This is a genomic window from Bacillus sp. KS1 (assembly GCF_020075515.1).
Lineage (GTDB): Bacteria > Bacillota > Bacilli > Bacillales > Bacillaceae > Bacillus > Bacillus velezensis.
In genome coordinates this window covers 1-25,623 of sequence record NZ_JACAWW010000014.1, presented here as the reverse complement: position 1 = coordinate 25,623, position 25,623 = coordinate 1, and the positions used below count along the sequence as shown (strand labels likewise).

22 protein-coding genes, 5 tRNA genes and 1 rRNA gene are annotated in these 25,623 nt (G+C 47.0%); 13 read left to right on the top strand and 15 right to left on the bottom strand.

The window, feature by feature from the left end; genetic code table 11:
- Positions 1–8: 8 nt before the first annotated feature.
- The 9 genes from HWY38_RS06800 to HWY38_RS06760 all read right to left on the bottom strand — a co-directional run bounded on the left by HWY38_RS06800 (position 9) and on the right by HWY38_RS06760 (position 4,276).
- Positions 9–1,454, bottom strand: a complete 1,446-nt coding sequence (locus tag HWY38_RS06800; protein ID WP_224181512.1) for a YbbR-like domain-containing protein — start codon at positions 1,452–1,454, stop codon at positions 9–11.
- Positions 1,447–2,268, bottom strand: coding sequence for a diadenylate cyclase CdaA (gene cdaA / locus HWY38_RS06795; protein ID WP_003156763.1), 822 nt, complete (start codon positions 2,266–2,268; stop codon positions 1,447–1,449). The genes HWY38_RS06800 and cdaA overlap by 8 nt, the downstream gene beginning before the upstream one ends.
- A 165-nt stretch (positions 2,269–2,433) precedes the next feature.
- Entirely contained in the window at positions 2,434–3,060 is a 627-nt protein-coding gene (gene rsiW, locus HWY38_RS06790) for an anti-sigma-W factor RsiW (RefSeq protein WP_003156765.1), read from the bottom strand.
- Positions 3,061–3,073: 13 nt separating this feature from the next.
- Positions 3,074–3,637 (bottom strand): RNA polymerase sigma factor SigW, encoded by a 564-nt coding sequence (gene sigW, locus HWY38_RS06785; RefSeq protein WP_003156766.1) that lies wholly within the window; start codon positions 3,635–3,637, stop codon positions 3,074–3,076.
- A 231-nt stretch (positions 3,638–3,868) separates the two neighbouring features.
- Positions 3,869–3,940 (bottom strand) — tRNA-Gln (locus HWY38_RS06780).
- Positions 3,941–3,944: 4 nt separating this feature from the next.
- Positions 3,945–4,029, bottom strand: a tRNA-Tyr gene (locus HWY38_RS06775).
- Between the two features lie 18 nt (positions 4,030–4,047).
- Positions 4,048–4,120, bottom strand: a tRNA-Thr gene (locus HWY38_RS06770).
- A gap of 5 nt (positions 4,121–4,125) precedes the next feature.
- A tRNA-Val gene (locus HWY38_RS06765) sits at positions 4,126–4,201 on the bottom strand.
- Between the two features lie 3 nt (positions 4,202–4,204).
- Positions 4,205–4,276, bottom strand: a tRNA-Glu gene (locus HWY38_RS06760).
- Between the two features lie 180 nt (positions 4,277–4,456).
- Between HWY38_RS06760 and HWY38_RS06755 the strand changes: the two genes are divergently transcribed.
- The 12 genes from HWY38_RS06755 (at position 4,457) to HWY38_RS06700 (ending at position 18,016) form a co-directional block, all read left to right on the top strand.
- Complete coding sequence (locus tag HWY38_RS06755; protein ID WP_007408014.1) at positions 4,457–4,909, top strand: DUF523 domain-containing protein; 453 nt, start codon at positions 4,457–4,459, stop codon at positions 4,907–4,909.
- Between the two features lie 18 nt (positions 4,910–4,927).
- Complete coding sequence (locus HWY38_RS06750) at positions 4,928–5,404, top strand: GNAT family N-acetyltransferase (RefSeq protein WP_224181511.1); 477 nt, start codon at positions 4,928–4,930, stop codon at positions 5,402–5,404.
- 99 nt (positions 5,405–5,503) lie between these two features.
- On the top strand, positions 5,504–6,433 hold the full coding sequence (murQ, locus tag HWY38_RS06745; RefSeq protein ID WP_224181510.1) for an N-acetylmuramic acid 6-phosphate etherase: 930 nt from the start codon (positions 5,504–5,506) through the stop codon (positions 6,431–6,433).
- Between the two features lie 128 nt (positions 6,434–6,561).
- Complete coding sequence (locus tag HWY38_RS06740) at positions 6,562–7,929, top strand: PTS transporter subunit EIIC (RefSeq protein WP_224181509.1); 1,368 nt, start codon at positions 6,562–6,564, stop codon at positions 7,927–7,929.
- Between the two features lie 18 nt (positions 7,930–7,947).
- Positions 7,948–9,231, top strand: coding sequence for a penicillin binding protein PBP4B (gene pbp4b / locus HWY38_RS06735; protein WP_224181508.1), 1,284 nt, complete (start codon positions 7,948–7,950; stop codon positions 9,229–9,231).
- Positions 9,232–9,277: 46 nt separating this feature from the next.
- A complete protein-coding gene (locus HWY38_RS06730; protein WP_224181507.1) occupies positions 9,278–11,191 on the top strand; it encodes a glycoside hydrolase family 3 protein in 1,914 nt (637 codons plus the stop codon).
- A gap of 15 nt (positions 11,192–11,206) precedes the next feature.
- Entirely contained in the window at positions 11,207–12,451 is a 1,245-nt protein-coding gene (locus HWY38_RS06725) for an exo-beta-N-acetylmuramidase NamZ domain-containing protein (protein WP_224181506.1), read from the top strand.
- A 137-nt stretch (positions 12,452–12,588) separates the two neighbouring features.
- Positions 12,589–14,184 carry a helix-turn-helix domain-containing protein gene (locus HWY38_RS06720; protein ID WP_224181505.1) on the top strand — a complete coding sequence of 532 codons (1,596 nt, stop codon included), beginning with the start codon at positions 12,589–12,591 and terminating at the stop codon, positions 14,182–14,184.
- Between the two features lie 87 nt (positions 14,185–14,271).
- The gene (locus HWY38_RS06715) at positions 14,272–15,228 is read left to right on the top strand and encodes an ABC transporter substrate-binding protein (protein WP_038456754.1); all 957 of its coding nucleotides are present in this window, start codon (positions 14,272–14,274) and stop codon (positions 15,226–15,228) included.
- A 19-nt stretch (positions 15,229–15,247) separates the two neighbouring features.
- Positions 15,248–16,255: a FecCD family ABC transporter permease gene (locus HWY38_RS06710; RefSeq protein ID WP_224181504.1), complete on the top strand. Its 1,008-nt coding sequence runs from the start codon at positions 15,248–15,250 to the stop codon at positions 16,253–16,255.
- Position 16,256: 1 nt separating this feature from the next.
- The gene (feuC, locus tag HWY38_RS06705; protein ID WP_032872817.1) at positions 16,257–17,267 is read left to right on the top strand and encodes an iron ABC transporter permease FeuC; all 1,011 of its coding nucleotides are present in this window, start codon (positions 16,257–16,259) and stop codon (positions 17,265–17,267) included.
- A complete protein-coding gene (locus HWY38_RS06700) occupies positions 17,264–18,016 on the top strand; it encodes an alpha/beta hydrolase (protein ID WP_224181503.1) in 753 nt (250 codons plus the stop codon). The genes feuC and HWY38_RS06700 overlap by 4 nt, the downstream gene beginning before the upstream one ends.
- Here the strand turns inward: HWY38_RS06700 and HWY38_RS06695 are convergent.
- The 5 genes from HWY38_RS06695 to HWY38_RS06675 form a co-directional block, all read right to left on the bottom strand.
- Complete coding sequence (locus tag HWY38_RS06695; RefSeq protein ID WP_099567254.1) at positions 18,005–18,946, bottom strand: bile acid:sodium symporter family protein; 942 nt, start codon at positions 18,944–18,946, stop codon at positions 18,005–18,007. The genes HWY38_RS06700 and HWY38_RS06695 overlap by 12 nt on opposite strands.
- Before the next feature lie 151 nt (positions 18,947–19,097).
- Complete coding sequence (locus HWY38_RS06690) at positions 19,098–20,531, bottom strand: SulP family inorganic anion transporter (protein WP_095061746.1); 1,434 nt, start codon at positions 20,529–20,531, stop codon at positions 19,098–19,100.
- A 231-nt stretch (positions 20,532–20,762) separates the two neighbouring features.
- Positions 20,763–21,809 (bottom strand): zinc-dependent alcohol dehydrogenase, encoded by a 1,047-nt coding sequence (locus HWY38_RS06685; RefSeq protein WP_044802661.1) that lies wholly within the window; start codon positions 21,807–21,809, stop codon positions 20,763–20,765.
- Positions 21,784–22,734, bottom strand: coding sequence for an inositol monophosphatase family protein (locus HWY38_RS06680; RefSeq protein WP_224181502.1), 951 nt, complete (start codon positions 22,732–22,734; stop codon positions 21,784–21,786). Before HWY38_RS06680 ends, HWY38_RS06685 begins: the two co-directional genes overlap by 26 nt.
- Complete coding sequence (locus HWY38_RS06675; protein ID WP_029326112.1) at positions 22,731–23,999, bottom strand: aspartate aminotransferase family protein; 1,269 nt, start codon at positions 23,997–23,999, stop codon at positions 22,731–22,733. The genes HWY38_RS06680 and HWY38_RS06675 overlap by 4 nt, the downstream gene beginning before the upstream one ends.
- A 228-nt stretch (positions 24,000–24,227) precedes the next feature.
- On the opposite strand from HWY38_RS06675, the gene HWY38_RS06670 reads away from it, so the two are divergent.
- Positions 24,228–25,439, top strand: a complete 1,212-nt coding sequence (locus HWY38_RS06670; protein WP_224181572.1) for an MFS transporter — start codon at positions 24,228–24,230, stop codon at positions 25,437–25,439.
- A 94-nt stretch (positions 25,440–25,533) separates the two neighbouring features.
- Here the strand turns inward: HWY38_RS06670 and rrf are convergent.
- Positions 25,534–25,623, bottom strand: a 5S ribosomal RNA gene (rrf, locus tag HWY38_RS06665); the annotation flags it as partial.

Sequence of the window (25,623 nt, the reverse complement as noted above, 5' to 3'; positions counted from 1 at the left end):
CTCCTTTTTCATTCTGTTGAAGAAGAATCAGCGCTTGATCCGTCTTCATCCTGGTCTTGATTTTGATCCTGGTTTTGACTTTTATTCTGATCGCTGTCAGTGTCGTCTTCCCGGTTCTTGTTCTTGTTCTTGTCTTTGTCTGCGTCTCCGCTTGTGCCGTTCTTATTGCCGGAATCAGCGGAACCGCCGTTATTTTTATTTGAACTTGTGTTTTTCTTAGAAGTCAGCTTGATCTTAACCGTGTCTTTTGACAGGGACCATGTGACGTTTTGCGGGCCGTTTACTTCAAGCTTTACAGAGTGCTCTCCGTCATCAAAGTCCGAGACATTGGCATACAGTTCAATGTCCGACTTTTTCAGCGCCTTAATGTTGGCGGGAGAGCCTTTGGCCGTAATATTTATCGCCTGCGATTCAGGATCGAGAAACTCAATCTGCTGTGAGCCTCCCAGTCCGACCGTCTTGATTCCGACATTGTCAAAATCCTTTTTGTCTTCACTGTCCACTTTAACATGAAGCGTGATTTTTTCCGGTGATACCTTAGTGACACCCTTAGGAAGCGGGATATCGGCATTGATATCGGTATCTTTATCAATTTTTCCTAAATCAAGAGATACGCCGTCAATAAATTCAAGTGAATCCAGCACATCCTGCGGGCCGTAAACCGTCACCTCACTCGGATTCGAGTCAATGCTCGCAACGCTCACCCCGTCCGGAAGACTTCCCTTCCTTTCGATTTTGAAAGGAAGCTTTTTGCTCGGACTGGCTACGGGAACCGTCACTTTAATGACTGACGGTTCAACATCAACAGGAAGTGCGTTGCCGTCTTTGTCATAGACGGTCACTTTCACTTCCTTTTCAATGGTCTCATTTGCATTTTCAAGGTTCACGGATGCTTTGACAAGTGAAATGTTATCAATCACATTTTTCGAACCTGTAATCTGCACGTTTTTCGGGCTGATAATCGGCTGCTGAGGGGTGTATCCCTTTTTCATTTTGCTTTTATTGTAGTATTCAACTTCCACGGGAAAACTCTCAGCCGTTTTTTCCTGAATCGTAACCGTCGTGACTGACGGGTTAATGGAGACCGTCAGTCCGTCCGATACGTTTTTCGCCTTCAATTCGACCTTATGAGTCCCGGTCTTCAGCTTATTCATATCGGCGTATATCTCAAAATTCTTCGTCTGTCTCGCCTTTTTCACCGCGCTTGTCGAGCCTTTAATCGTGACATTTACGGTCTGGGGCACGCCGGTGACGACATAGTTCGCTTCATCATAGTATGCTTTTACAGGAATATCAGTAAGCGTAGCCTCGTCAGTCGTTGATGTCGGAAAAAAGGATTCCCCCGGCTTTTTCGGAGTCGGCGCCTGGTTGTTGTTAACCGCAACGTAAAGCAGCAGCGCAAAGAGCAATGCAATGATCTTTACAGCCCAGCGGTTGTTTAAGAATTTATCCATTTTTCTTGCCCCTCCAGTACCAGCGGTTAGAAGAAGTATCTCTGGCGTTCTTCTTAAACTCGGCTTCAAGCATTTCTTTCAGTGCTTCTTCCGTCAATTCTCTGTGAAGGTCTCCGTTTTTGGCCACACTGATGGCGCCCGTCTCTTCAGATACAATAATGGTTAAGCTGTCCGTCACTTCACTGATGCCGACAGCCGCTCTGTGACGCGTCCCCAGCTCCTTTGAAATAAACGGGCTTTCAGAAAGCGGCAGATAACAGGCAGCCGCCGCAATCTCGTTATTTTTCATAATGACCGCTCCATCATGCAGCGGTGTATTCGGGATGAAGATATTAATCAAAAGCTCCGAGCTGACCTGCGCATTAAGCGGGATGCCCGTCTCAATATAATCGCCCATTCCCGTATCGCGCTCAATCGCGATGAGTGCGCCGATGCGGCGTTTCGCCATGTAGCTGATCGATTTTGTAATCGCTTCAATTGTCTTATGCTGCGCTTCCTCCACGGGGGTTCCGCTCCTGGAAAAGAACCGGCCCCGTCCGAGCTGTTCAAGCGCCCGTCTCAGCTCAGGCTGGAATATAATGATGATCGCTAAAAATCCCCATGTTATCGCTTGGTCCATCAGCCACTGAAGCGTGCTGAGTCCCAAATATGAACTGGCCATCCGGACCAATACGATGACGACGATTCCTTTTAAAAGCTGAACCGCCTTCGTCCCGCGTATGACCATGATTAATTTATATATCACATACCAAACAAGGAGAATATCAACGGCATTGCCGAGGTATTGCAAAAATGGGATGTCCTCAAAAGCCATTTCCTCGTCCTCCAAGAATTCAGTCATTTCGTTTTTCTGTTATGAATTGTGCTGCATGAGCAATATGTACATCATATAGCGTGCTCATTATACCACATTTTGATTTCTCAAGTGAAATGAGCCAGTGCGGCGATGCACAAAAAAAGAGTAAAGCGATTATACGCTTTACTCATCTTCATTCGGGTCCAAAGCGCTCACGACGCCCTGGCCCGCCGATTTCAGTTCGTACCAGACCCAGTCAAACAATTGGTTAATCTCTTCAATCTGCCCGGTGACTTGTCCGGCTGAGGCCATGTATTTTTCTCCGTTGACGACGGTCACATTGCCGTCGACTTTTCCTTCAATGAACAGCTTGCCGTTTTTTACTGTGACATCGCCCTTTACGGTCTCGCCTTCAGGGACGGTGACCGTGTGATTCTGCACGACAAGGTTCGGCTGTTTGGACACACTGAAATTGTGGTCATTATGCCAGCTGTTGAAAAAACCGCCGCCCATTAAAATCACAAAAACCGCTGCGGCTGCAATCATCGGATGAGTTTTGATCCATCGTTTTACAGAAGCGCGTTTTTTCTCTTTTGGAAGATTCGCCATAACTTTGGCAGTAAAATCAGCAGGGGCCGTGACATGCGATGTGCTTCGGACGAGTGCTACGGATTTCTCCATTTCATGAAAATGCCGTTTGCAATTCCCGCATGACTGCAAATGTTGTTTTAATACGTTTTCATCTTCAGGAAGGATATCTCCATCAAGATGCTTATGCATAAGCTGCACGATCTGTTCAGGACAGCTCATTTCATCACCCCACTTAAAGATCCCTCAATTGTTTTCTAAGAGCCTCTCTGCCTCTGTGTATCCTTGTCTTGACGGTGCCGACAGGGATATTCAGAATCTCCCCGATTTCAATTAAAGAGAGTTCGTCAATATACTTTAATACAATAACCGTTCTGTACTTGTCAGGCAGCTTTAAAATCTTTTTCTGAATTGTGTCCGACAGCTCCAATGACAATACGGCGTCTTCAGGGAGAACCCCGTCCGCGGCGATCTGCGAATACATCGTCAGCCCTTCTGCTCCCGCTACTTCTGCGTCCAGATAGTAATCAGGCTTTTTCTTGCGGATGCGGTCAATGGTCAGGTTGGTCGCAATTCTGTAAAGCCACGTTGAGAACTTTCTGTTGATATCGAAACTGTCAATATTGACATACGCTCTGATAAAAGCTTCCTGCGCAATATCTTCCGCTTCGTGAACATTGCCGAGCATGCGGTAGCAAAGCTGGTAAATCTTATCTTTATAAAGGTCAACGATTTCTGCAAACGCATTTTGATCGCCTTTTTTGACTTGCTTGATTCTTTTTTTAATCAGGTTTTCCATGTTTTATCTTACCTCTGCCCTTCACCGGTCTGTATCTATACGTTGATTGTTTTAAAAGGTTTCATTTTTTTATTACATTTATTTTACCAAATTTCAGGCAGGGTGTAGATGGAAAATACAGAATATACTGCCTTAACAGCAGCTTAAAAATAGTATATCTGATGAACAATCAGAAATTGAAACAAAATGCTGATGAAAAAAAAGACACCTTTATGCAAAAGGTGTCTGAGACTGGGCTAGCTGGATTCGAACCAACGCATGACGGAGTCAAAGTCCGTTGCCTTACCGCTTGGCTATAGCCCAAAAATGGTGGAGGGGGGCAGATTCGAACTGCCGAACCCTGAGGGAGCGGATTTACAGTCCGCCGCGTTTAGCCACTTCGCTACCCCTCCGTATTTTTTGAAAAACAGTGCCGGCCAGAGGACTTGAACCCCCAACCTACTGATTACAAGTCAGTTGCTCTACCAATTGAGCTAGGCCGGCAAATATGGTGGAGGATGACGGGCTCGAACCGCCGACCCTCTGCTTGTAAGGCAGATGCTCTCCCAGCTGAGCTAATCCTCCATATGACCCGTACGGGATTCGAACCCGTGTTACCGCCGTGAAAGGGCGGTGTCTTAACCGCTTGACCAACGGGCCGTTGTGTCCGCGTCGAGCTGACAAAAGTTATTATATACAGGTTGTACCCCATTTGTAAAGAGAAAAATTATTTTTTTTATTTTCAAACTTTTTTACCCGTTTTTTAACTGAAAAACTCATCCCTCCTCTCTTATTTCATTTATGATGAAAGTATCAAAATATTGAAGGGAATGGACACAGATGATCTTAGTCAGCTCTTGTCTCGGCGGTATCGAATGCAGGTATAACGGCTCTCACGCCGCTTCGGAAAAAATCCGCAGACTCGTAGAAGAAAAGAAAGCTGTGATGGTCTGCCCCGAACTTTTGGGCGGCTTCACCACTCCCCGCGAACCGGCGGAAATCATCGGCGGTACGGGCGAAGACGTGCTGAACGGAACAGCAAGAATCGTAACAGCATCAGGCGAAGACGTTACGGCTTTATATATGGACGGCGCGGAAAAAACGTTAGCATACGCAAAAGAAATAGGCGCCGCAACGGTCATCCTTAAAGAAAACAGTCCGTCCTGCGGCAGCAGCTTTATCTATGACGGCACTTTTTCGGGGAAAAAAATAATCGGAGACGGCATCACTTCCGCTCTTTTAAAACGGGCAGGCTGCCGTGTTCTATCAGAAGATGAATTGGATCAATTATAAAAAAGGAGAGTAGATATCATGGGTGTAGCCCTGTCCTTTTATAAACCGGATCATGCAGACGGGCTGAACGGATTTGTGCTGAGTGAAGAAGATAAAAAGTTCACAGCTCTGCCGATAGATGTCCTGCCGCAGGCTCTCGTCATCCGGGATCGCTACCCGACAGTCATTTTAAAAGAAGACCGCCCCGTCGGTTTTTTCATTTTACATACCTCAAAAGAAACCATTGCCCCGTATTCGAACAATGTGTCTGCCATTTTGCTGAGTGCGCTGTCCTTACATGCGCCGCATCAGGGAAAAGGTTATGCCAAACAAGCGATGCTGCAGCTCCCCGCTTTTGTCGCAAATTACTTTCCTTGGTGTGATGAAATCGTGCTTGCTGTAAACCATCGCAATCATCGTGCAAAGAACCTGTACCGGTCTTCCGGTTTTATTGATAAAGGTCGTCGCACGATCGGCCCCATCGGCGAACAGCACATTCTGCATCATTTTTTGTGAAAGCGCTTGATTATTCATCTCATCCCTGCCGATTTTTCTTGAAACATCTATTCAGAAGCCCATATACTTCAAGTATTAACGACTTGGGAGGGTACAATCATGACAGACCGGCTTAACATTCACAGATTGACCACAGAAACCAGAAATCCGCAGACCGCTTCAATCCATCAAGCAGACACGATGGAAATTCTCCGCATCATTAACCAAGAGGATTTCAAAGTGGCTGAAGCCGTTCAGCAGGTGCTGCCCGATATTCAGATTGCCGTTCAATTCGCCCATCAGTCCTTACGGCGAAACGGCAGGCTGATTTATGCGGGAGCGGGCACAAGCGGCAGGCTCGGTGTACTGGATGCGGTTGAATGCCCGCCTACATACAGCGTAAGTCCCGACACCGTCATCGGTCTGATGGCCGGAGGAGCAGACGCCTTTTTGCAAGCGGCTGAAGGTATAGAAGACAGCGAGGAAACCGGCGCTCTCGATCTCAAAACGATCGGGCTTACCGCAGAAGACACCGTGATCGCCATCGCGGCAAGCGGGCGCACGCCGTATGCGGCCGGTGCGCTGAAATACGCAAAAACAATCGGCGCCAAAACCGTCGCCCTCACATGCAATAAACACTCATTGATCAGCACTTATGCCGATCACAGCATTGAAGTCGTCGTCGGCCCTGAAGTAATTACAGGGTCAACACGAATGAAAGCGGCGACGGCACATAAAATGATTCTGAACATGATTTCCACGGCCGTGATGATCAAAAGCGGCAAAGTGTACGAAAATTTAATGGTGGACGTTCATGTCAGCAACGAAAAATTGAAAGAACGCGCAATCGGCATTATCCAAAGCATCACGGGCGTTCCGTACGACAAGGCAAAAGAAACGCTTGAGGCCGCAGGCAGCCATGTCAAAACGGCAATCGTCATGCTGAAGACGAATTCGGACGAAACACACGCGAAGGCACTGCTCAAAGAATCAGACGGCTTCATTGATAAAGCCATTGAACAGCACCTTTCAAAAGAAAAAGAACGCTGATCGTTCTTTGGTGAAAAATAATGTGCTTTTACGAGCCCGCGCCGTTTTCATAATCGGCGCAGGCGCTTTTAGGATGCGTTTCAGGCACAGCTCCCCGGGAAAAATCGTACGGAAAAAGGAGGATCTCCATGAGCAAAGAGGCATTTTATCAGTCACTGGCCAAAGATATCCTGGACAATTGCGGCGGTTCATCGAATATTTCAGGCTTTACCCACTGTATGACACGCCTGAGGATTACGCCTTTAGATCAGGACAAAACGGATATTGAAGCGCTGAAACAGCTTGACGGGGTAATAGGCGTCGTCGAAGCCGAAACACTGCAGATCATTCTCGGCACGGGTGTCGTCAATCATGTCGCCGACGCTTTCGCAAAACTTATGCCATCCGGAAAAAACATTGATTTAAAAGAAGCCGCCTCACGGAAAAAAGCCGATCTCAACAGAAAAAACACCACACCCATCAAACTGTTTCTGAGAAAAATATCAAGCATCTTCATTCCCCTTATTCCCGCACTCATTGCATCAGGTTTAATCACCGGTATTACGAAAGCCGTCATTCAGGCCGGCTGGCTCCCGAAAGAATCCCAAATCGCACTTATTTTAACGGTTATCGGTTCAGGCTTATTCGCATACCTCGGCGTCCTTGTCGGCATCAATGCGGCGAAGGAATTCGGCGGGACTCCCGCGATGGGCGGCCTTGCGGGTATATTGATCCTTAACCCTGAAATCGCCAATATCAGTTTGTTCGGAGAGAATCTGCTCCCTGGCAGGGGAGGATTAATCGGCGTTCTTTTCGCTGCGGTTTTTATCGCTTATACCGAACGGTTTATCAGAAAGTACGTCCATCAATCCATCGACATTATCGTCACGCCTACATTGTCTTTACTTATCACCGGGCTGGTGACATATGTCGTTTTTATCCCTGCAGGCGGTTTTATTTCTGATCTGATTACATCAGGTTTATTGTCGCTGCTGAATGTCGGGGGAGTGCTCTCAGGGTTTGTACTGGGAGCCGCCTTCCTGCCGCTTGTCGTCACCGGCCTGCATCAGGGCTTGACCCCCGTACATTTGGAATTAATCCGGTCAATCGGAGATGACCCGCTTCTTCCGATTCTCGCGATGGGAGGCGCGGGTCAAGTAGGGGCGGCCTTCGCCATCTTTATGAAAACAAAAAAAGCCTCATTGAAAAGAGCGATCGGCGGCGGACTTCCATCCGGTCTGCTCGGAATCGGAGAGCCGCTCATCTTCGGCGTCACGCTCCCGCTCGGCCGGCCGTTTTTGACGGCGTGTTTAGGGGCGGGAATCGGCGGCGCCTTTCAAGCCCATTTTCAGGTGGCTACTTTTTCAATCGGTGTCTCCGGCCTTCCGCTCTCGTTTCTCGTACAGCCGGCTCAAATCGTTTTGTATATCATCGGTCTCTTCATCTCTTACGCGGCGGGCTTTGTCTTCACTTATGCGTTCGGATTTAAGGATGACATGGCTGCTGAATTTGAATAAACCGGGAGGGATCAGAATATGAAAACACTGACAGCCGCCATACTCACAATGGTCATCAGCCTCTCTTTCCTGCCGCAGCACAAAGCCGAAGCCCAATCCAAATTATACGACGCAGCAAAGCTCAGAAAGGTTGATCAAATGATTGAAAAAGACATCGCAGCAGGATTCCCCGGAGCCGTCCTTGTCGTCGTAAAGGACGGACGGGTGATCAAAAAGAAAGCATACGGCTACAGCAAAAAATATGACGGGAACACCCTTTTATCCCGTCCGAAAAAAATGAAAACATCAACCATGTTTGATTTAGCTTCCAATACAAAAATGTACGCGGCCAATTTTGCACTGCAGCGACTCGTCAGCCAGGGAAAGCTTGATGTGTATCAAAAAGTCTCGGCTTACCTTCCTGATTTCAAAGACGGAAAAAGCGATCCGATTCAAGAAAAAGACCGCATTCGCGTCATCGATGTGCTCCAGCATCAATCCGGTCTGCCGGCAAGCTTTTATTTCTATCAGCCGGATACCGCAGGCCCTTTGTATTCACAAGAACGTGAGAAAACGATCCGTTTTCTCACCCAAATCCCGCTTGAATACAAACCGGGAACAAAACACGTATACAGCGATATCGGTTACATGCTTCTCGGCTGCATCATTGAAAGCATAACCGGAAAAACCCTTGATGCCTATGCTGAACAAGAACTGTACAAACCGCTGAAACTGACGCACACACTGTTCAACCCGCTGCAAAAAGGCTTTAAAGAAAAAGCATTCGCAGCTACTGAACGTTTAGGCAACACACGTGACGGAGTCATCCATTTCCCTCACATCAGGACGTATACGCTGCAGGGGGAAGTTCACGATGAAAAAGCATTTTACTCCATGGGAGGGGTGTCCGGTCACGCCGGGCTGTTTTCCAGAGCTGATGACATGGCCGTCCTTCTTCAAGTCATGCTGAACGGAGGCAGTTATAAACACGTTTCTCTCTTCAATAAAAGAACGGCCGATTTGTTCACAACGGCGGCATCCTCTGATCCGACTTTCGCTCTCGGCTGGCGGAAAAACGGCAGCCCGGATATGGAGTGGATGTTCGGCCCTTATGCAAGCAGGCAGGCATATGGCCATACAGGATGGACCGGCACCATCACGATTATTGATCCCGCTTATAAGCTGGGGATCGCACTTTTGACCAATAAAAAGCATTCCCCCGTCGTCAGTCCCGGTGAAAATCCAAATGTTTTTGAAGGGGATCTTTTCCCGACCGGAAGCTACGGCAGCGTCATAAAAACGATTTATGAAGCCATTGAATGACAACCCATGTCTTTTGTCCAAACTATGACGGCAGGAGGGCACCATCATGAAACTTGTCATCTCAGCTGTATTACTGTTGTTCATTGTTTTCGGCACGCATCATGCATCGACAAAACCGGACATTCCGTCACAGGCGGAACAACTGGTATCCCGTATGACATTAGATGAAAAATTAGGGCAGATGCTCATGCCTGATTTTCGAAATTGGCAAAAAAAGGGGCAGTCATCACCTGAGGCTCTTACCCAAATGAATGACGAAGTCGCAGGGCTTATTCAAAAGTACCGGTTCGGCGGCGTTATCTTATTTGCAGAAAATGTAAAAAATACTGAGCAAACGGTACGCCTGACAAATGCCTTTCAAAAGGCGAGCCCTGACATTCCGCTATTATTAAGCATTGATCAGGAGGGCGGCATCGTAACCAGACTTGGTGAAGGCACTCATTTCCCAGGCAATATGGCGCTCGGAGCCGCGAGAAAAACAGCCTACGCGTCCCAGACCGGCGCCATTATCGGCAAAGAACTGAAAGCACTGGGCATTAATACGAATTTCGCTCCCGTTCTCGATATCAATAATAATCCCGGAAACCCTGTCATCGGCGTCAGGTCGTTCAGTTCAGACCGTGATCTGACAGCTTCACTCGGCCTTGCCTCAATGAAGGCTCAGCAAAAGCAGGATGTCGCTGCCGCCGTCAAACATTTCCCGGGACACGGCGACACGGATGTCGACAGCCACTACGGCCTTCCGCTTGTCACCCACAATCAAGAAAGGCTGCGTCAGATTGAACTTTATCCGTTCCGGAAGGCCATTCAGGCCGGAGCTGATATGATCATGACAGCCCATGTGCAATTTCCCGCTTTTGACGATACAACCTATAAAAGCAAGCTGGACGGTTCAGACATCCTCGTACCCGCCACACTCTCGAAAAAAGTGATGACTCATCTTCTCCGTGAAGAAATGGGATTTAACGGCGTCATCGTTACGGATGCATTAAATATGAAAGCCATTGCCGATCATTTCGGCCAGGAAGAGGCGGTCGTCATGGCAGTAAAAGCAGGAGTCGATATTGCCCTGATGCCGGCACAAGTAACATCGCTGCAAACGGAAAACTGCTTTGCCCGGGTTCATTCCGCTTTAAAAAAGGCGGTACAAAAAGGGGAAATTCCGCTGCAGCAAATTAACAAATCAGCGGAACGCATCATTTCCCTGAAAATAAAACGAGGGATATATCCCGCCCCGAAAGAGACAAATCTGAAAAAGAAGATTGCAAAAGCAAAGAAAACCGTCGGCAGCAAAAATCACCTGAAAGCTGAAAAACAAATCGCGGAAAGATCCGTCACCGTCTTACAAAACAAAAACCGCACGCTCCCATTCAAACCGAAAAAGAACAGCCGCGTTCTCATTGCCGCTCCTTATGAAGATCAAACAGCGTCAATGGAACAAACCATTCAACAGCTCATCAAGAAGAAAAAAATCCGGCCGGTAACCATCAGTAAAATGAACTTCGCCGAGCGCACATTTCATGATGAGCACAAAAAGCTGATATCTGACGCTGATTACGTGATTACAGGCTCATATGTCGTAAAAAATGATCCTGTCGTAAACGACGGCGTCATTGACGATTCCGTCACAGATCCCGGCAAGTGGACGACTGCATTTCCGCGGGCCGTCATGAAAGCCGCACAATCGAACAAAAAACCCTTTGTGCTGATGAGCCTGCGTAATCCTTACGACGCCGCGAACTTTGAAGAAGCTGAAGCCCTTATCGCAGTCTACGGCTTTAAAGGATATACAGACGGACAATTTCTCCAGCCAAACATTCCGGCAGGCATTGAAGCGATATTCGGACAGACAAAACCGCAAGGCAGGCTGCCCGCTGACATTCCTTCCGTCACTCATCCGGGAACGACACTCTATCCTTATGGTTTCGGTATCAATCTGAAGACCGGAAAACCGCTTTAAACAGGAGGACAGATCATGAAAACACAAACGGCTGCGCTTCTTGCCGGATTAGTCGTCATCAGTGCTATGACGGCAGTCTCGGCGGCTTCTGACAGAAACCTTCATACCGCCAAGAAACCAAGCATCCAAACAGGCATCGACCACCTGGTGAAAGATTATAAACAGGAACTGAAGGGAAAAAGGGTCGGGCTGATCACCAACCCGACCGGTGTGAACAATTCATTGAAAAGCAGCGTTGACGTGCTGTATGAGGCACCAGACATCCATTTAACGGCATTATTCGGACCGGAGCACGGTGTCCGCGGCGATGCTCAGGCCGGAGACAAAGTCACATCCTATATAGACGAAAAAACAGGGCTTCCCGTCTACAGCCTGTACGGGGAAACGAGGAAACCGACGCCTGACATGCTGAAAGATACGGATGTGCTGATTTTCGATATTCAGGATGTCGGAACACGATACTACACCTACATTTATACAATGGCCTATGCCATGGAAGCGGCCAAAGAAAAAGGCATCCCTTTTTATGTCTTAGACCGGCCGAATCCGCAAGGCGGACGAAATCCGGACGGCCCGGTTCTTGAACCGGATTACGCTTCATTTGTCGGACTGTATCCGATCCCGCTGAAGCACGGCATGACGATCGGTGAGCTTGCTCTTTTATTCAATAAAGAGTTTCATATTGGCGCCGACCTCACCGTCGTAAAAATGAAGCGCTGGAAGCGGACGATGACGATTGAAGATACCGGTCTGCCGTTCGTCCTCCCTTCGCCTAATATCCCGACCCCGGACAGCATATTCGCATATTCGGCGACAGGACTAATCGAAGGCACAAACGTATCCGAAGGAAGGGGCACGACAAAGCCGTTTGAACTTATCGGCGCGCCTTATATGAAAAGCACCGAGCTCGAAGAACGCCTGAACAGTCTCAAGCTTCCGGGCGTCGCCTTCAGAGCCGCATCATTTACCCCCAGCTTCTCCAAGCACCAGGGCAAGCTGTGCCACGGCGTTCAAGTCTACGTAACAAACAGAAACACATTTGAAGCGGCAAAAACAGGGCTTTCCATTCTGAAAACCATGCATGACTTATATCCAAATGACTTTTCCTTCTTGCCGACAGGCTCTTTTGACAAGCTGATCGGTAACGGCTGGGTACGCAAAAAAATAGAAAAAGGCGCTTCCATTGAAGACATCACCGGCACATATCAACGCCGGCTGGACCAATTCAAAACTCTAAGAAAACAATACCTCATATACTGACAACATTCGTGTTACACGTGTAACATTTTGACGCATTTCACATTTCCGCTTTTTATAGGAAAACATTCATTTATTTGGTACAATTTAAATGATAACAGTTATCATTTAAATGAATGTTTCCTAAAAGGTGGTTTCTCATGAAAAACACATTATTCTTTCAGCCCATTGATATCATCTCCGTAAAAAAAACAGCCGACCTTCTGTCAGAGCATCAGCTCACTGATTCCCCCGTATTGATCTTTCATGTGAAAGGCGAGGGACAAATTGATATCGGAACAGACAGCTTTCCGCTGCAGAAGGAAACGCTCTACATCTGTCCTTGTGATGAGACATTCAATATTGCCCCTATATCGTCAGGCGGCATCCATTTGTATATCGTCAGACTCCGTGTTTTCTCCTATTCATCAGATGATGAAGCGATGCTTCCGGATAATGGGGAAGACATCTTCCACGGACTTCAGCAAATGCATTTACAAACGGTTGATCATTTGACAAGCCGTCTTCAGTCACTTTCTGAAAACGTGCGATCGGCGGATGCATTGCAGAAAATGAAATACACAGCCGACTTTCAGCAGCTGATGTACGACCTTTATGCCGCAAAAGTATGCCATCAAAATAATACGAAAGCGGCGATCGAACAGACAAAACAATTCATACATGCTCAGTCCGACACAAAAATCACGCTCACCCAGCTCGCTCATATGGCGGGAATCAGTCCCAAGCATTACAGTGAAACCTTTAAAAAACTATACGGGCAGAGCGTAACCGAATATATCACAGACATCCGCATAACCAATGCGAAAAAACTGATGGCCAAGGCAAACTGCAAACTGCGGGAAATCGCTCATCAAATCGGCTACCAGGACGAATTTTATTTCAGCCGCATCTTTAAAAAACATACCGGCAGCTCACCTACAAGCTATATGAAAAAAAGGGGCACAAAAATGGCCGCTTACGGAAAAGAAACGATGGGACATCTGATTCCTCTGCATCACGTGCCTTACGCTGCGGCGCTGCACCCGAAATGGACGGCCTATTATTACAAACAATTCTCTTCCGATATTCCGGTTCACCTGAGTGCTTACCGCTATAATGCAAATTGGGAAGAGAACTTGCACACGCTTTCCCAAGCTGCCCCGGACATCATTTTCAGTCTTGATTCTGTCAGTGAAGAAGAAAAACAGCGCCTGAATGACATCACTGACGTTTTTTACCTTCCGGCTCAAGAGAATTGGAGAGACCAGTTTCTTCGCACAGCCGCATATTTGAATGAAGAGCAGGAAGCGCGGCACTGGCTTAAAGCTTATCAAAGTCTCGCCCATTCAGCGAAAGATGCTCTTAAACACGTGCGGCATCAGCGGTTCTTATTTATCCGTGTATATAAAGAAAATATGTACATCGCCCATAACAACAGTATTGAGGATGTCTTCTTCGGTGATTTAGGCTTTGCCTCCGCAAAACCGGAATCTTTTGCTCCTGACGAAAAGATTTCCTTGGAAATGCTGGCGGATTGCCAGGCTGACTGCATCATGCTTTTCACTTGTAAAGAACCGGAAACGCTTCGTTATTTTCAGCGGATTCAGCAGACCGGAATATGGCAGAACCTTAGAGCCGTCAGCAATAAACGCGTGTTTCCCATATCATCTGACCCGTGGATTGAATATTCTCCAAGCGGACATCAGCGGATGATCGAGCAAAGCATTTCCATTTTATCCGAAGATCGTCCATGGTAATGCCGGAAATTATCCATGGTCTTATCCCTGATCCTTCTCTATAATTCCAATTGATAATAGTTATCAATTGAACAGGAGGAACAATAGATGAAGAAATTGGCATTCGCTTTCATGATTTTGCTTTTGGCTTTCACGGCCGCGGCTTGCGGAAGCTCAGAAACATCTGATACAGCAAGTAAAGGAAAGGACGCTTCTTCAGATAAAAAGAAAATCGAATATCTCGGAAAAACATATGAAGTCAAAGCGCCGACTGACAAAATCGCCATTACAGGCAGCGTAGAGTCAATGGAAGACGCCAAATTGCTTGACGTTCATCCGGCAGGAGCAATTTCTTTCTCCGGCAAATTCCCGGAACTGTTTAAAGATATTACAGATAAATCCGTATCAACGGGAGAAAAAATGCAGCCGAATATGGAAAAAATTCTTGAGCTGCAGCCGGACGTCATTCTGGCATCAACCAAATTCCCGGAAAAAACGTTGAAAAAATTGAGCGGCACCGCCGAAACGATCCCTGTCTCTCATATCTCATCAAACTGGAAAGAAAACATGATGCTGCTCGCCCAGCTTACAGATAAAGAGAAAAAAGCGAAAAAAATCATCGCAGATTACGAACAGGACCTGAAAAAGACAAAAACAAAGATCAACAGCAAAGCGAAACAGTCAAACGCGCTGGTCATCAGAATCAGACAAGGCAATATCTATATCTATCCTGAACAAGTTTATTTCAACTCCACGCTTTACGGTGATTTAGGCCTGAAGGCGCCGGACGAAGTCAAAGCGGCGAAAGCGCAGGAACTGATTTCTCTTGAAAAATTAAGCGAAATGAACCCTGACCACATCTTCGTACAATTCTCTGATGACGAAAACGCAGATAAGCCGGACGCTTTGAAAGACTTAGAGAAAAATCCGATCTGGAAGAGCCTGACGGCAGTCAAAAAAGACCATGTATACGTCAATACGATCGATCCATTAGCCCAAGGCGGAACCGCTTGGAGTAAAATCCGCTTCTTACAGGTTGCGGCTGACAAATTGACTCAAGACTAATCAAGAGTAGGTTTTTCACATGTATGCAAAACGGCGGACACACATTATTATCATTGCTTCACCGATTGCCATTGTTCTGTCACTGCTGCTTTCCGTTTTATACGGCGCAAAGCAGCTTGACATCCATACCGTGTTCTCCGCATTGCTGCACTTTAATCCGGAGAATACCGACCATCAGATCATATGGCATTCAAGAATCCCGAGGGCTGCCGGCGCTATGTTTATCGGCGCCGCCCTTGCTGTTTCCGGAGCGCTCATGCAGGGAATCACACGGAACTATCTGGCCTCGCCTTCGATCATGGGTGTGTCGGACGGCTCCGCTTTTATCATCACCCTTTGCATGGTATTGCTCCCTCAATCGACATCCATTGAAATGATCATATACTCGTTTATCGGTTCCGCATTCGGCGCCGCTCTTGTTTTCGGGCTGGCCTCCATTCTTCCCGGCGGTTTTACCCCGGTGCAGCTTGCCATTATCGGAACGGTGACCAGTATGCTTCTCAGCAGTCTGTCGGCTGCGCTTTCGATTTATTTTCAAATTTCGCAGGATTTCAGTTTTTGGTACAGTGCGAGACTGCATCAAATGAACCCTGATTTTTTGAAACTGGCCGTCCCGTTTTTTGCGATCGGAATCATCACGGCCATGATTCTCAGCAAAAAGGTCACTGCCGTATCATTAGGAGACGACATTTCAAAAAGTCTGGGACAGCAGAAAAGAACCATCAAACTCATGGCGATGGCGGCCGTTGTCATATTGACAGGAAGCTCGGTGGCACTCGCCGGAAAAATTGCCTTTGTCGGTTTGGTCGTTCCGCACATCACACGTTTTCTCGTCGGATCGGACTACAGCAGGCTGATCCCATGCGCGTGCATCATCGGCGGCGTCTTCCTGACTCTTTGCGATCTTGCCAGCCGATTCATCAATTATCCGTTTGAGACGCCTATTGAAGTTGTCACTTCTATCATCGGTGTTCCTTTCTTTCTTTATTTGATTAAAAGAAAAGGAGGGAATCAGCGTGGTGCGTAAAATGGCCGGAATTTATATCATTCTGATTGCTCTCATATTGCTCGTAAGCTATTTCAGCATGACAAGCGGTTCTTTTTCCGCAAAGCCGGGTGAACTGCTTAGTACGCTTTTCCGCATCCATCCGAATCCGCAATATGACATTCTGCTGTTTCAGCTGAGGCTGCCGCGCATTGTCATGGCTGCTGCCATCGGACTCGGGTTGGGGATAGCCGGAGCCGTTATTCAGGCCATTACCAAAAACGGTCTTGCCGATCCCGGTATTTTGGGCATTAATGCAGGAGCCGGAGCCGGAATCGTCACGTTTATGCTTCTGTTTCAGGGACAATCTGAAGCGACGGCACTTGCCTCTGCGATGGGTATGCCTGTCTTCGGCCTCATCGGAGGATTGATGGCGGCCGTGCTGATCTATATTTTCGCCTGGCACCGGGGGCATCTGGAATCGGGCAGAATTATTCTCGTCGGGATCGCCATGAATTCCGGATTCAGCGCGCTGTCTTTATTTCTTTCATTAAAAATGGACCCGCAGGATTATGAGATGGCGATGGTTTGGAAAAACGGCAGCATCTGGTCGGCAAATTGGATGACCATTACGGCGATCCTTCCGTGGCTGATCTTGTTCATTCCTCTTCTTATGGCGAAAACGTCATTGCTGGATACCATTCGTTTCGATGAGGACACGGTGAAAAGCCTCGGTGTTTCAACCAATAAAGAAAAAACGATTTTACTCATTGCCTGCATCGCTTTGATCAGCGCATGTGTAACCGCAGCGGGCAGCATGGCATTTGTCGGACTGATCGCGCCCCATATTTCCCGCAGGCTCGCCGGGATTGAGCACAGATACTCATTACCGGTCAGCGGATTGGTCGGTATGCTCCTCGTCATATCCGCCGACTTTGCGGGCAAATTGTTCTTTCAGCCTTCAGAAGTGCCGGCGGGAATTATTCTTGCGATTCTCGGCGTTCCTTATTTCTTTTTTCTTCTGTTTAAGCAAAAGAAGGGGCTGGATGCATGAGAGGCACCCTTACAGAACACCGGATAAACGGAAAGGAATGCACTGTGTATCTTCCTCACTCCTATTCGGTTCAAACAGGGGCTGTACCCTGTGTATACGTACTGGACGGGGGTTCTTTGTTTTTAGAACAGATGGATAAGCTTGAATCCCAATTTGCGAACGGAACACTTCCCGAATTGATTTTCATCGGCATCAAACCGGCTGACAGGCTCGATGAGTACACACCGTGGCCCGCGCCTTCCCTGAGCCCTGCGTTTCATGATTTCGGCGGCAAAGGGAGGCTCTTTCTCGAGGAGCTGACAAATGTCATCATTCCCACTGTTGAAGATATGCATCACATTTCTGCACATCCAGAAATGAGAGGCCTGATCGGCGCGTCATTAGGCGGACTGTTTTCGGTATACGCGATGTTACAGAAGCCTGAAATATTCGGCAGAATCGGCTGTATTTCCGGTTCCTTCTGGTATGAAAAATCAGCAGAGTATGTCCGCTCCGCATCTTTGCGTCCGGCACGGCAGCGTATCTATATGTCTGTCGGCAGCCGCGAAGCTGAGCATAAAAACAACATCCAAAACACCATGATCCGACAAAATAAAGACGTGCATGAAAGCCTGAGGCAAAAAGGCTTTTCTCAATCTCAGCTCTCTTTCACTGTTGAAAAAGGCACCGTGCACCATCAAGAAGCATTCAAACGACAATTCAAATCAGCTCTAAGCTGGCTGTACGGAAAAAACCGCTCACGTAGCTGAGCGGTTTTTTTCATACTTCATCACGACCGGTTTAAGTTCAAAGCGTCTCAGCAAATAGCCGAACAAAGCGGCAAGGATTTGCTGAAAGAGCATCCCGATGACGACCGGAACCGCCACTTGAGACGGAAAGAAAGACACGGCGAGAACGGCTCCGGCGCTGATATTGCGCATGCCCCCTGTATAAATCAGAGACACGATTTCATCCTGGCTCCGCTTCATCAGTCTTCCGATCAGCCAAGCCACGGCATAACCCGTCATGGCAATAAAAAATACCATGCCTGCGATGCCCGCAAATTTGATATCCACGTGCGTGACATACGGCGCGATTTCCGAACTGTTAATGGCAATGACAATCATCAGACAGATTTTTGAAAAAGGAGACAGCGACCGGCTTATTGCCTGAGTCCTTACCGGCGGGGAAAACTGGTTGACTATCATCCCTGCGATGGATGGAATCACCACCATCTCCGCCAGCCCTTTCATCATTCCCCACACATCCATCTGAACATTCGCCCCGGCCAGGACAGACAGGCTTAACGGTACGATAAAAGGAGAAAGCACGGTATCAACCAGGATAATAGACAGCGTCAATCCGACATTTCCCTTATACATCGCAGCCCAAATCAAACTCGTAATTCCGGTCGGAATCACCACACCCATAATCAGACCCGTCACAGTTAAAGGGTCACCGCTGAAAATCAGATGGCCGCTTCCCCATGCAAAAACAGGCATGAAAATATGCAGAACAAACAATGCCATGATCATCGGGAGCGGCTTCTCGATACTGCGCTTCAGCGATTGAAAATTGGCACTCAGACTGCCCGTAAATGTAATAAATGCAAATATCCACGGCACAGCGCCGGCCATCCAGCTGATATGCTGAGATAACAGCACACCCGCCGCCACACTTGACGGAGTCAAAAGCGGCATGATTCTCCCCAACACTTGGTTCAACTTCTGAAGCCACATCATATGCAAGTCTCCTATATCACGGTTTTCAAATCTCATTCATTATAACAATGCAAACCCACAAATTTAACCGAAAAAAAGCCCGGATATATTCATCCGGACTTCACAAATTCTATGCCATTTGTTTCATTAAATCTCGGCTTTTCTGATTTAATCCCTTTAATTCAGCCTCAATTCCGTATTCTTTACATTTGGCGACAATTTTCTCAAGAGCCGCCGCTCCCGAATCATCCCACACATGGGCATCGGTCAAATCAATGACAATCCGCTTCACGCCTTCATCATAAACGATGGCATTCATGAGCTCAGACACGGAAGCAAAAAAGATCTGTCCCGTTACCTTATATGTTCTGACATCTTTCTGTTCGGAATGTGACACAATCTTCAGCTTAGAAATTTTCGCCGTAAAAAAGATCGCGCTTAGCAGCACACCCGCGAAGACACCCTTTGATAAATCATTTGTCAGGACGACCGTCACGACGGTAATAACCATAACGATCGAATCAGTAAGGGGCGCTTTCCGCAAACCTTTAATCGATGACCAGTCGAACGTGCCGATGGACACCATAACCATCACGGCCACCAGCGCAGCCATCGGAATTTTCACGACGATACCGCTTAATACGGCAATTAAAAACATTAAAAACGCGCCGGCCGTAAAAGCCGATAACCGGCCGCGTCCGCCGGCTTTCGTATTAATGACAGACTGGCCGATCATAGCGCATCCGGCCATGCCTCCGAAAAATCCGTTCACAATATTGGCGATGCCTTGTCCGCGGCTTTCTTTGTTCTTATCACTATCCGTATCCGTCATTTCATCAATGATCTGGGCCGTCAGCAACGACTCAAGCAATCCGACGAATGCAAGCGCCAGAGAATACGGGAAAATAATCCGCAATGTCTCAAACGTCCACGGAACATCCGGTATCAAGAAATGCGGAAGTGAACTTGTAATCCCGCCCATATCACCGACCGTGCGGACATCCGCATGGAAGACCACCGCAATGATCGTCATGACAATAATCGCCACCAGCGGAGACGGCACAGCCGTCGTAACCTTCGGCAATAGATATATGATAGCCAGTGATCCGGCAAGCATGGCGTACATGACCCATGAAGCTCCTTTGAACTGCGGCAGCTGCGCAGAAAAAATCAAGATCGCCAAAGCATTCACAAATCCGATCATGACCGAACGCGGAATAAATTTCATCAATTTCGCTATCTTACTGACACCAAGAATAAATTGAATAATACCTGTCAAAATGGTTGCCGCAAACAAATACTGCAGCCCGTAATCAGCCACCAATGTCACCATGACAACCGCCATTGAACCCGTAGCGGCTGAAATCATTCCCGGTCTGCCGCCGAAGATAGAAATAATAATCGCGATACAAAATGATGCATAAAGGCCGACCATCGGATCGACACCTGCAATAATTGAAAATCCGATCGCCTCAGGGATCAGAGCGAGAGCAACCAGAATACCGGCCAGAATGTCTTTACGGACATTTCCGAACCATTGCTGCTGTAATGTATAATCTTTCAAATGATAACGACTCCTTTTCACTATAAAAATCCGCACCCTATCAGTTGGAAACATTGATTTTCATCTGTGGAATATGAGGCAAGCTTACGGGGAAAAAGAGGACACGCTCAGAGTATAATGTCGTTGAGGAAAGGAATTGTTAACAAAGAGTATCATATTAAATTTTAAAGAAATGTGCAAGACCGTATAAATAAGAAAAGAAAACGACTCTCACTGGAGCCGTTTCCGCTTTTATAAAAGTTCCGGATCAGACACAAGAATCGTTTTTATTGCGCTGATATCCTTTCTTTCTTTTGTCACCGGGTCGATGCCCATGAGATGATCAATGGCTTCTTCATAATTCTTCAGTTCCGTCTTTTCCGTAATAAGATCATAGAGCTGCGGAAGGTCGGACGCGCATGCTAACGCGGCTTCCATGATCTGGCGGGCTTCACCTGTGCCCACAATCGTTACGCCGTTTGACAGCAGCTGGTACGGCCTGACCGTCATCTCATACGTATCATCAAAGCCCATCGGCACGATTCTGCCTCCCTTTTCAATGAAAGGATAAGCCCAATCAAGCTGGTTGCCGATCGCGTCAAAAATCACATCAAATTTTCTTCCTTGATTAATCCGTTTCACTTCATCCACGGTTAATGCTTCAGGGTGGTAGACATAATCCGATATCCGGCTCGCCGCCTCGCTTCGGAAACTGCCTATTTCAGTCGCAACCGTCAATCGCGCCAGTTTTTTCACCATCATTTGCACAAGCAGTCCGATCGGTCCGGACCCCAAAACCAAGACCGAGTCCTGAGGCTGAATCGAAGCCTTGTCCACAACATTCAGTACACAGGAGAGAGGCTCAACCAATGTGGCCCGCTCCCATTCCATTGAATCCGGAATTCTGTACATGAACCTGTCTTCCCCCACGTAATATTCCGCAAACGTTCCGTGCGCCCCGATTCCGAGCTGCCAATCCTCGAAGGTTTCGCAATAACACGTCAGCCCTCTCCGGCAATAATGACATTTCCCGCAAAACTGCGTAGGATCTATCACGACGCGGTCTCCGACTTTTACATTTGTCACGTCCGGTCCTATTTCCACGACCGCTCCCACCGATTCATGCCCCATAATCATATGATGGGTTGCATTCATTTTTCCTTTCAGCACATTTAAGTCCGTTCCGCAGATACCAGTGCCGAAAATTTTCACTTTCACATCATTGGATTTTCGAATTTGAGGCTCGTCCACCTCTTGATATTCAAGCTTATCATTAGGAGTCCAGACCAACGCCTTCATATTTCTCTTCCTTTCTGCCCCAGCGGATTTGGTCTAACAATGTTTGATGAAGCTCTTTCGTTGATGCCGCAATACATGATTGCTGATTCTGATAACTTAAATCTGTCAGAAGTGTTTCGTCCAAAGACCGGCCGTATGCATCCGTAATGATCACCCCCGCCTTCTTCGCCAAAAAGACGCTTGCGGCAATATCATAAGGAAACAAATGCAGCACCTGCCCGTTCCCGACCTGCTGAAAATCTGAAAGCAGCTTCGGATCATCTTTCAGCAGACGATTGCCGATATCCACATAAGCATCCATCTGCCCCGTAATAATTCGTGAAATCGAATAAGAAGCGCTGTTGAAAACAAAAACCCCGCCATTATTGGCCGACTGGTCAATCAGATGGCCGTATGCGTCCGTCATCAGCTGCGCCGGATGCCCGTTAAATTCAAGGCTCCAAAACATATTTTTAATATCCCGCACTCCGCTCAAATTCGGCAATTTTCCATGATACCCTTCAAAATGAATGGCATCGCTGTATATATCACCGTACATAAAAGCGCCTGATTTCAATTCAAGTAAAAAAGCAAATTCGATATCCTTAATCTTTGCGTTTGGCTTATACGAAGCAAGCGCAATCGAAATACACGACATTTCAAGTCCCGCGGCGGCCGGGCGCGTTCCGTCTATCGGATCTACAATTAAAATATATTGCGGATCTTCTCCAATCAGCTTCAGGCCGCCATCCTCCGTGTAAAAAGCAACCGGATGGCCCTTTTCTTGAATATAATCCAGCACCGCCTCCTCAGCAGCGGCGTCTATGTTAAATTGGGCGTCGCCTCCCGGGGAATAGCCGTTTACAAGCCGGTTTTTCAGTGTGCCTTTTTGATTTTTCACCTTTTGATAAACAAATTGTCCAAGCCCAATGATATAGTCTCTCACTTGATTTCCTCCAATAGCTTACGAAGTCTGTAGCAGAGCACTTCGGCTTCACTAAGTGTTATGGTTAAAGGCGGACGGATCTTAAATACATTTCCGAATCCGTAACGGGATGTCCGGAGAATCAGCCCGTAATCCATTGCCCGTTTAGCAATATAATTGGTCAGCTCCACATCCGGTTCATTGTTCTCTTTAACAATCTCCACACCGATCATAAGACCGACGCCTCTTACCTCAGAAATAAAAGCGAAATCCTCTTTCATCGTTTCTAAGCGATCCATAATATAATGACCGACCGTCGTTACATTTTCCAAAAATCCCGGACGCTGCATGATATCTATGGTTTTACACGCGGCAGCGGCGGCCATCACATTTGAGCCGTACGTGAAGGAGTGCGTATACCCCGGAAGCCCGGTATACTTGTCCTCCGTCAGAGTGGCGGCGACTTGGAAGCCTGTGCCCCCGAGCCCTTTTGCTACCGTCATCATATTAGGTTTCACATCGAAGTGGTCCGCGGCAAACATTTTGCCCGTCCGTCCGAACCCGGTCTGAATTTCATCAAAAATCAGAGCGATATCATGTTCATCACAAAGCTTTCTCAGCTGTTTAAAATACTCTTTAGGCGGAACGACGTTTCCACCGTTTCCGGATATCGGTTCAATAATCATGGCGGCAATTTTTCCATTGCTCGCATACTCAATAAAATCATTAATTCTTTCTACGCACAGCATACCGCATGAATCAGGTTTCTGATTATAGAAACAGCGGCTGCAATAGGGATCAGGGACTTGCAGGCCAAAAGAAATTTGCGGCGGGAAAGGTTCTTTTCTGAATGAGTTGCCGGACAAAGCGGAAGTCATATACGTTTGTCCGAGGTGGCTTCGAAATAAGGAGATGACATCGGTTTTTCCGGAGTAATACTGAGCCATTTTAATAGCTCCTTCATTTGCACCGGAACCGCTGCTGACTTTAGGGTGTACTTTTGTGAGATTATCGGGGGCGATTTCTGCTAGTTTTTCTGCCAGTTTATTTACGGCGTCTGTTTGAAAAGATGATGTTACATGGATCAGCTTATCGGCTTGTTCTTTAACCGTATCAATGACCTCTTTGTTACCGTATCCTAAATTCAAGTTAAACGTGGCAGAGGCGCAATCAATGTACTCATTTCCCTCTTGATCGTACAGGTAAATCCCTTCTCCGCGCTCCATTACTACATCGTCAACACTGTAATACAAGCTGTCTGGATTCGTGATTTCCTTCGTTCCCACAAATACCACCCCTATGAAATTATTAGAATTTCGCTTTTTATCGTATAAATTATTGAAAATAATGTCAACGATCTTTCTTGTAAAAAATGTTAACAATTTGTTAACGTTACCATAAGAGATGTACAAGAAAAAGTTATGTGATATAGTAACAGTACTTGGATTTTTTGTAAAAACATCATGTCATACGAGTAGAGAGAAATATGATTTTACTAATAAGGAGATAAAATGATGAAAACTCGTCTGCTGTGGATAAGCTGTTTTTCTTATGGATCGATTGCTTTTACACTTGTTATTCTGGGAGCCGTACTGCCTGAGTTACTCACACATTATTCACAAAGCTACAGTAATGGCGGAGTATTGGTATTCTCTCAGTTCATGGGCTTTCTCATTGGTGTCATCGGAATGCCTTACATGGTGAAAAAGCTTGGGCGCAAAAACGTCGTTATCTTTGGCCTGGCACTCATCAGCTGTGAAATGTTCATCACCTTCCTGCCGCCCTGGCCGCTGCTATTTCTTCTCGTCAGCATCGCGGGGCTTGGCGCCGGATTGGTGGAATCCTGTGTAGGCACGATCATCCTCACCGCTATTAAAGAAAGACAGGCTGTGGCCATGAGCAAGATGGAGGTCGCTTACGGATTAGGTGCGCTGTTCATGCCCCTGCTCTCAGGCTTTCTTATCAACAACCACATGTGGACAATTGCTTTTTTAGTATTAGGGTTATCCAGTTTTGCACTCTTAATCGCATGGAAGCAGATGAGTTTCGGCAGTATTGATCAGCTTCTCATCCGCAAAGAGGTCTCTTCCGATGACACTCAAAAAGAAAGCACCGGTTATCGGTCACACGGATTGCTGTTTATTGCCTTGGCGGGTGCTTACTTCTTCTTTTACGGCGGCAGTGAAGTTTCCATTGTACATTTTATCCCCTCCATCTTCGCTGAGAAATGGGGTATCCCCAACTCTTTGGCAACGATAACAGTTACAGTGTATTGGACGGGCATGATCATCGGAAGGTTATTAACAGGCCCGGTATCAGAAAAGCTGACATATCACCGTTATCTTCGTCTCATAAGCATTGGCGGTCTGGCTGCACTTACCGTATTAGCATTAAGCAAAAACGTATGGTTCGGTTTTGCCCTTTGCTTCTTTTTAGGACTGTTCATGGCGGGCATGTTTGCGATAGCCCTAATCATCACGAATCATTTTTACCCCGGAAAGACAGAAACGACTACCAGTATTCTGCTCGCTTCAAACGGATTAGGAGGTTCACTCCTTCCGATCGCCGTCGGCTGGAGCTTAGATGAATATCCCGCACAAACTGCGTTCTGGCTGTTTACTGCACTGATGCTCCTTATGCTGCTGATTGTGTTCAGTTTAAGAATGCTCGAGACAATAAAATCAAACAATCTTCAACATCACAACAGCAAAGCAAAATCAATGTAAACAAAAAAGCTAATGCCTTTGAAAGGCATTAGCTTTATATATCTATGTAATCTTTCATATAAAAAACCCAGTTCATCATGAACTGGGTAAGATAGCTTGGCGGCGTCCTACTCTCACAGGGGGAAACCCCCGACTACCATCGGCGCTGAAGAGCTTAACTTCCGTGTTCGGCATGGGAACGGGT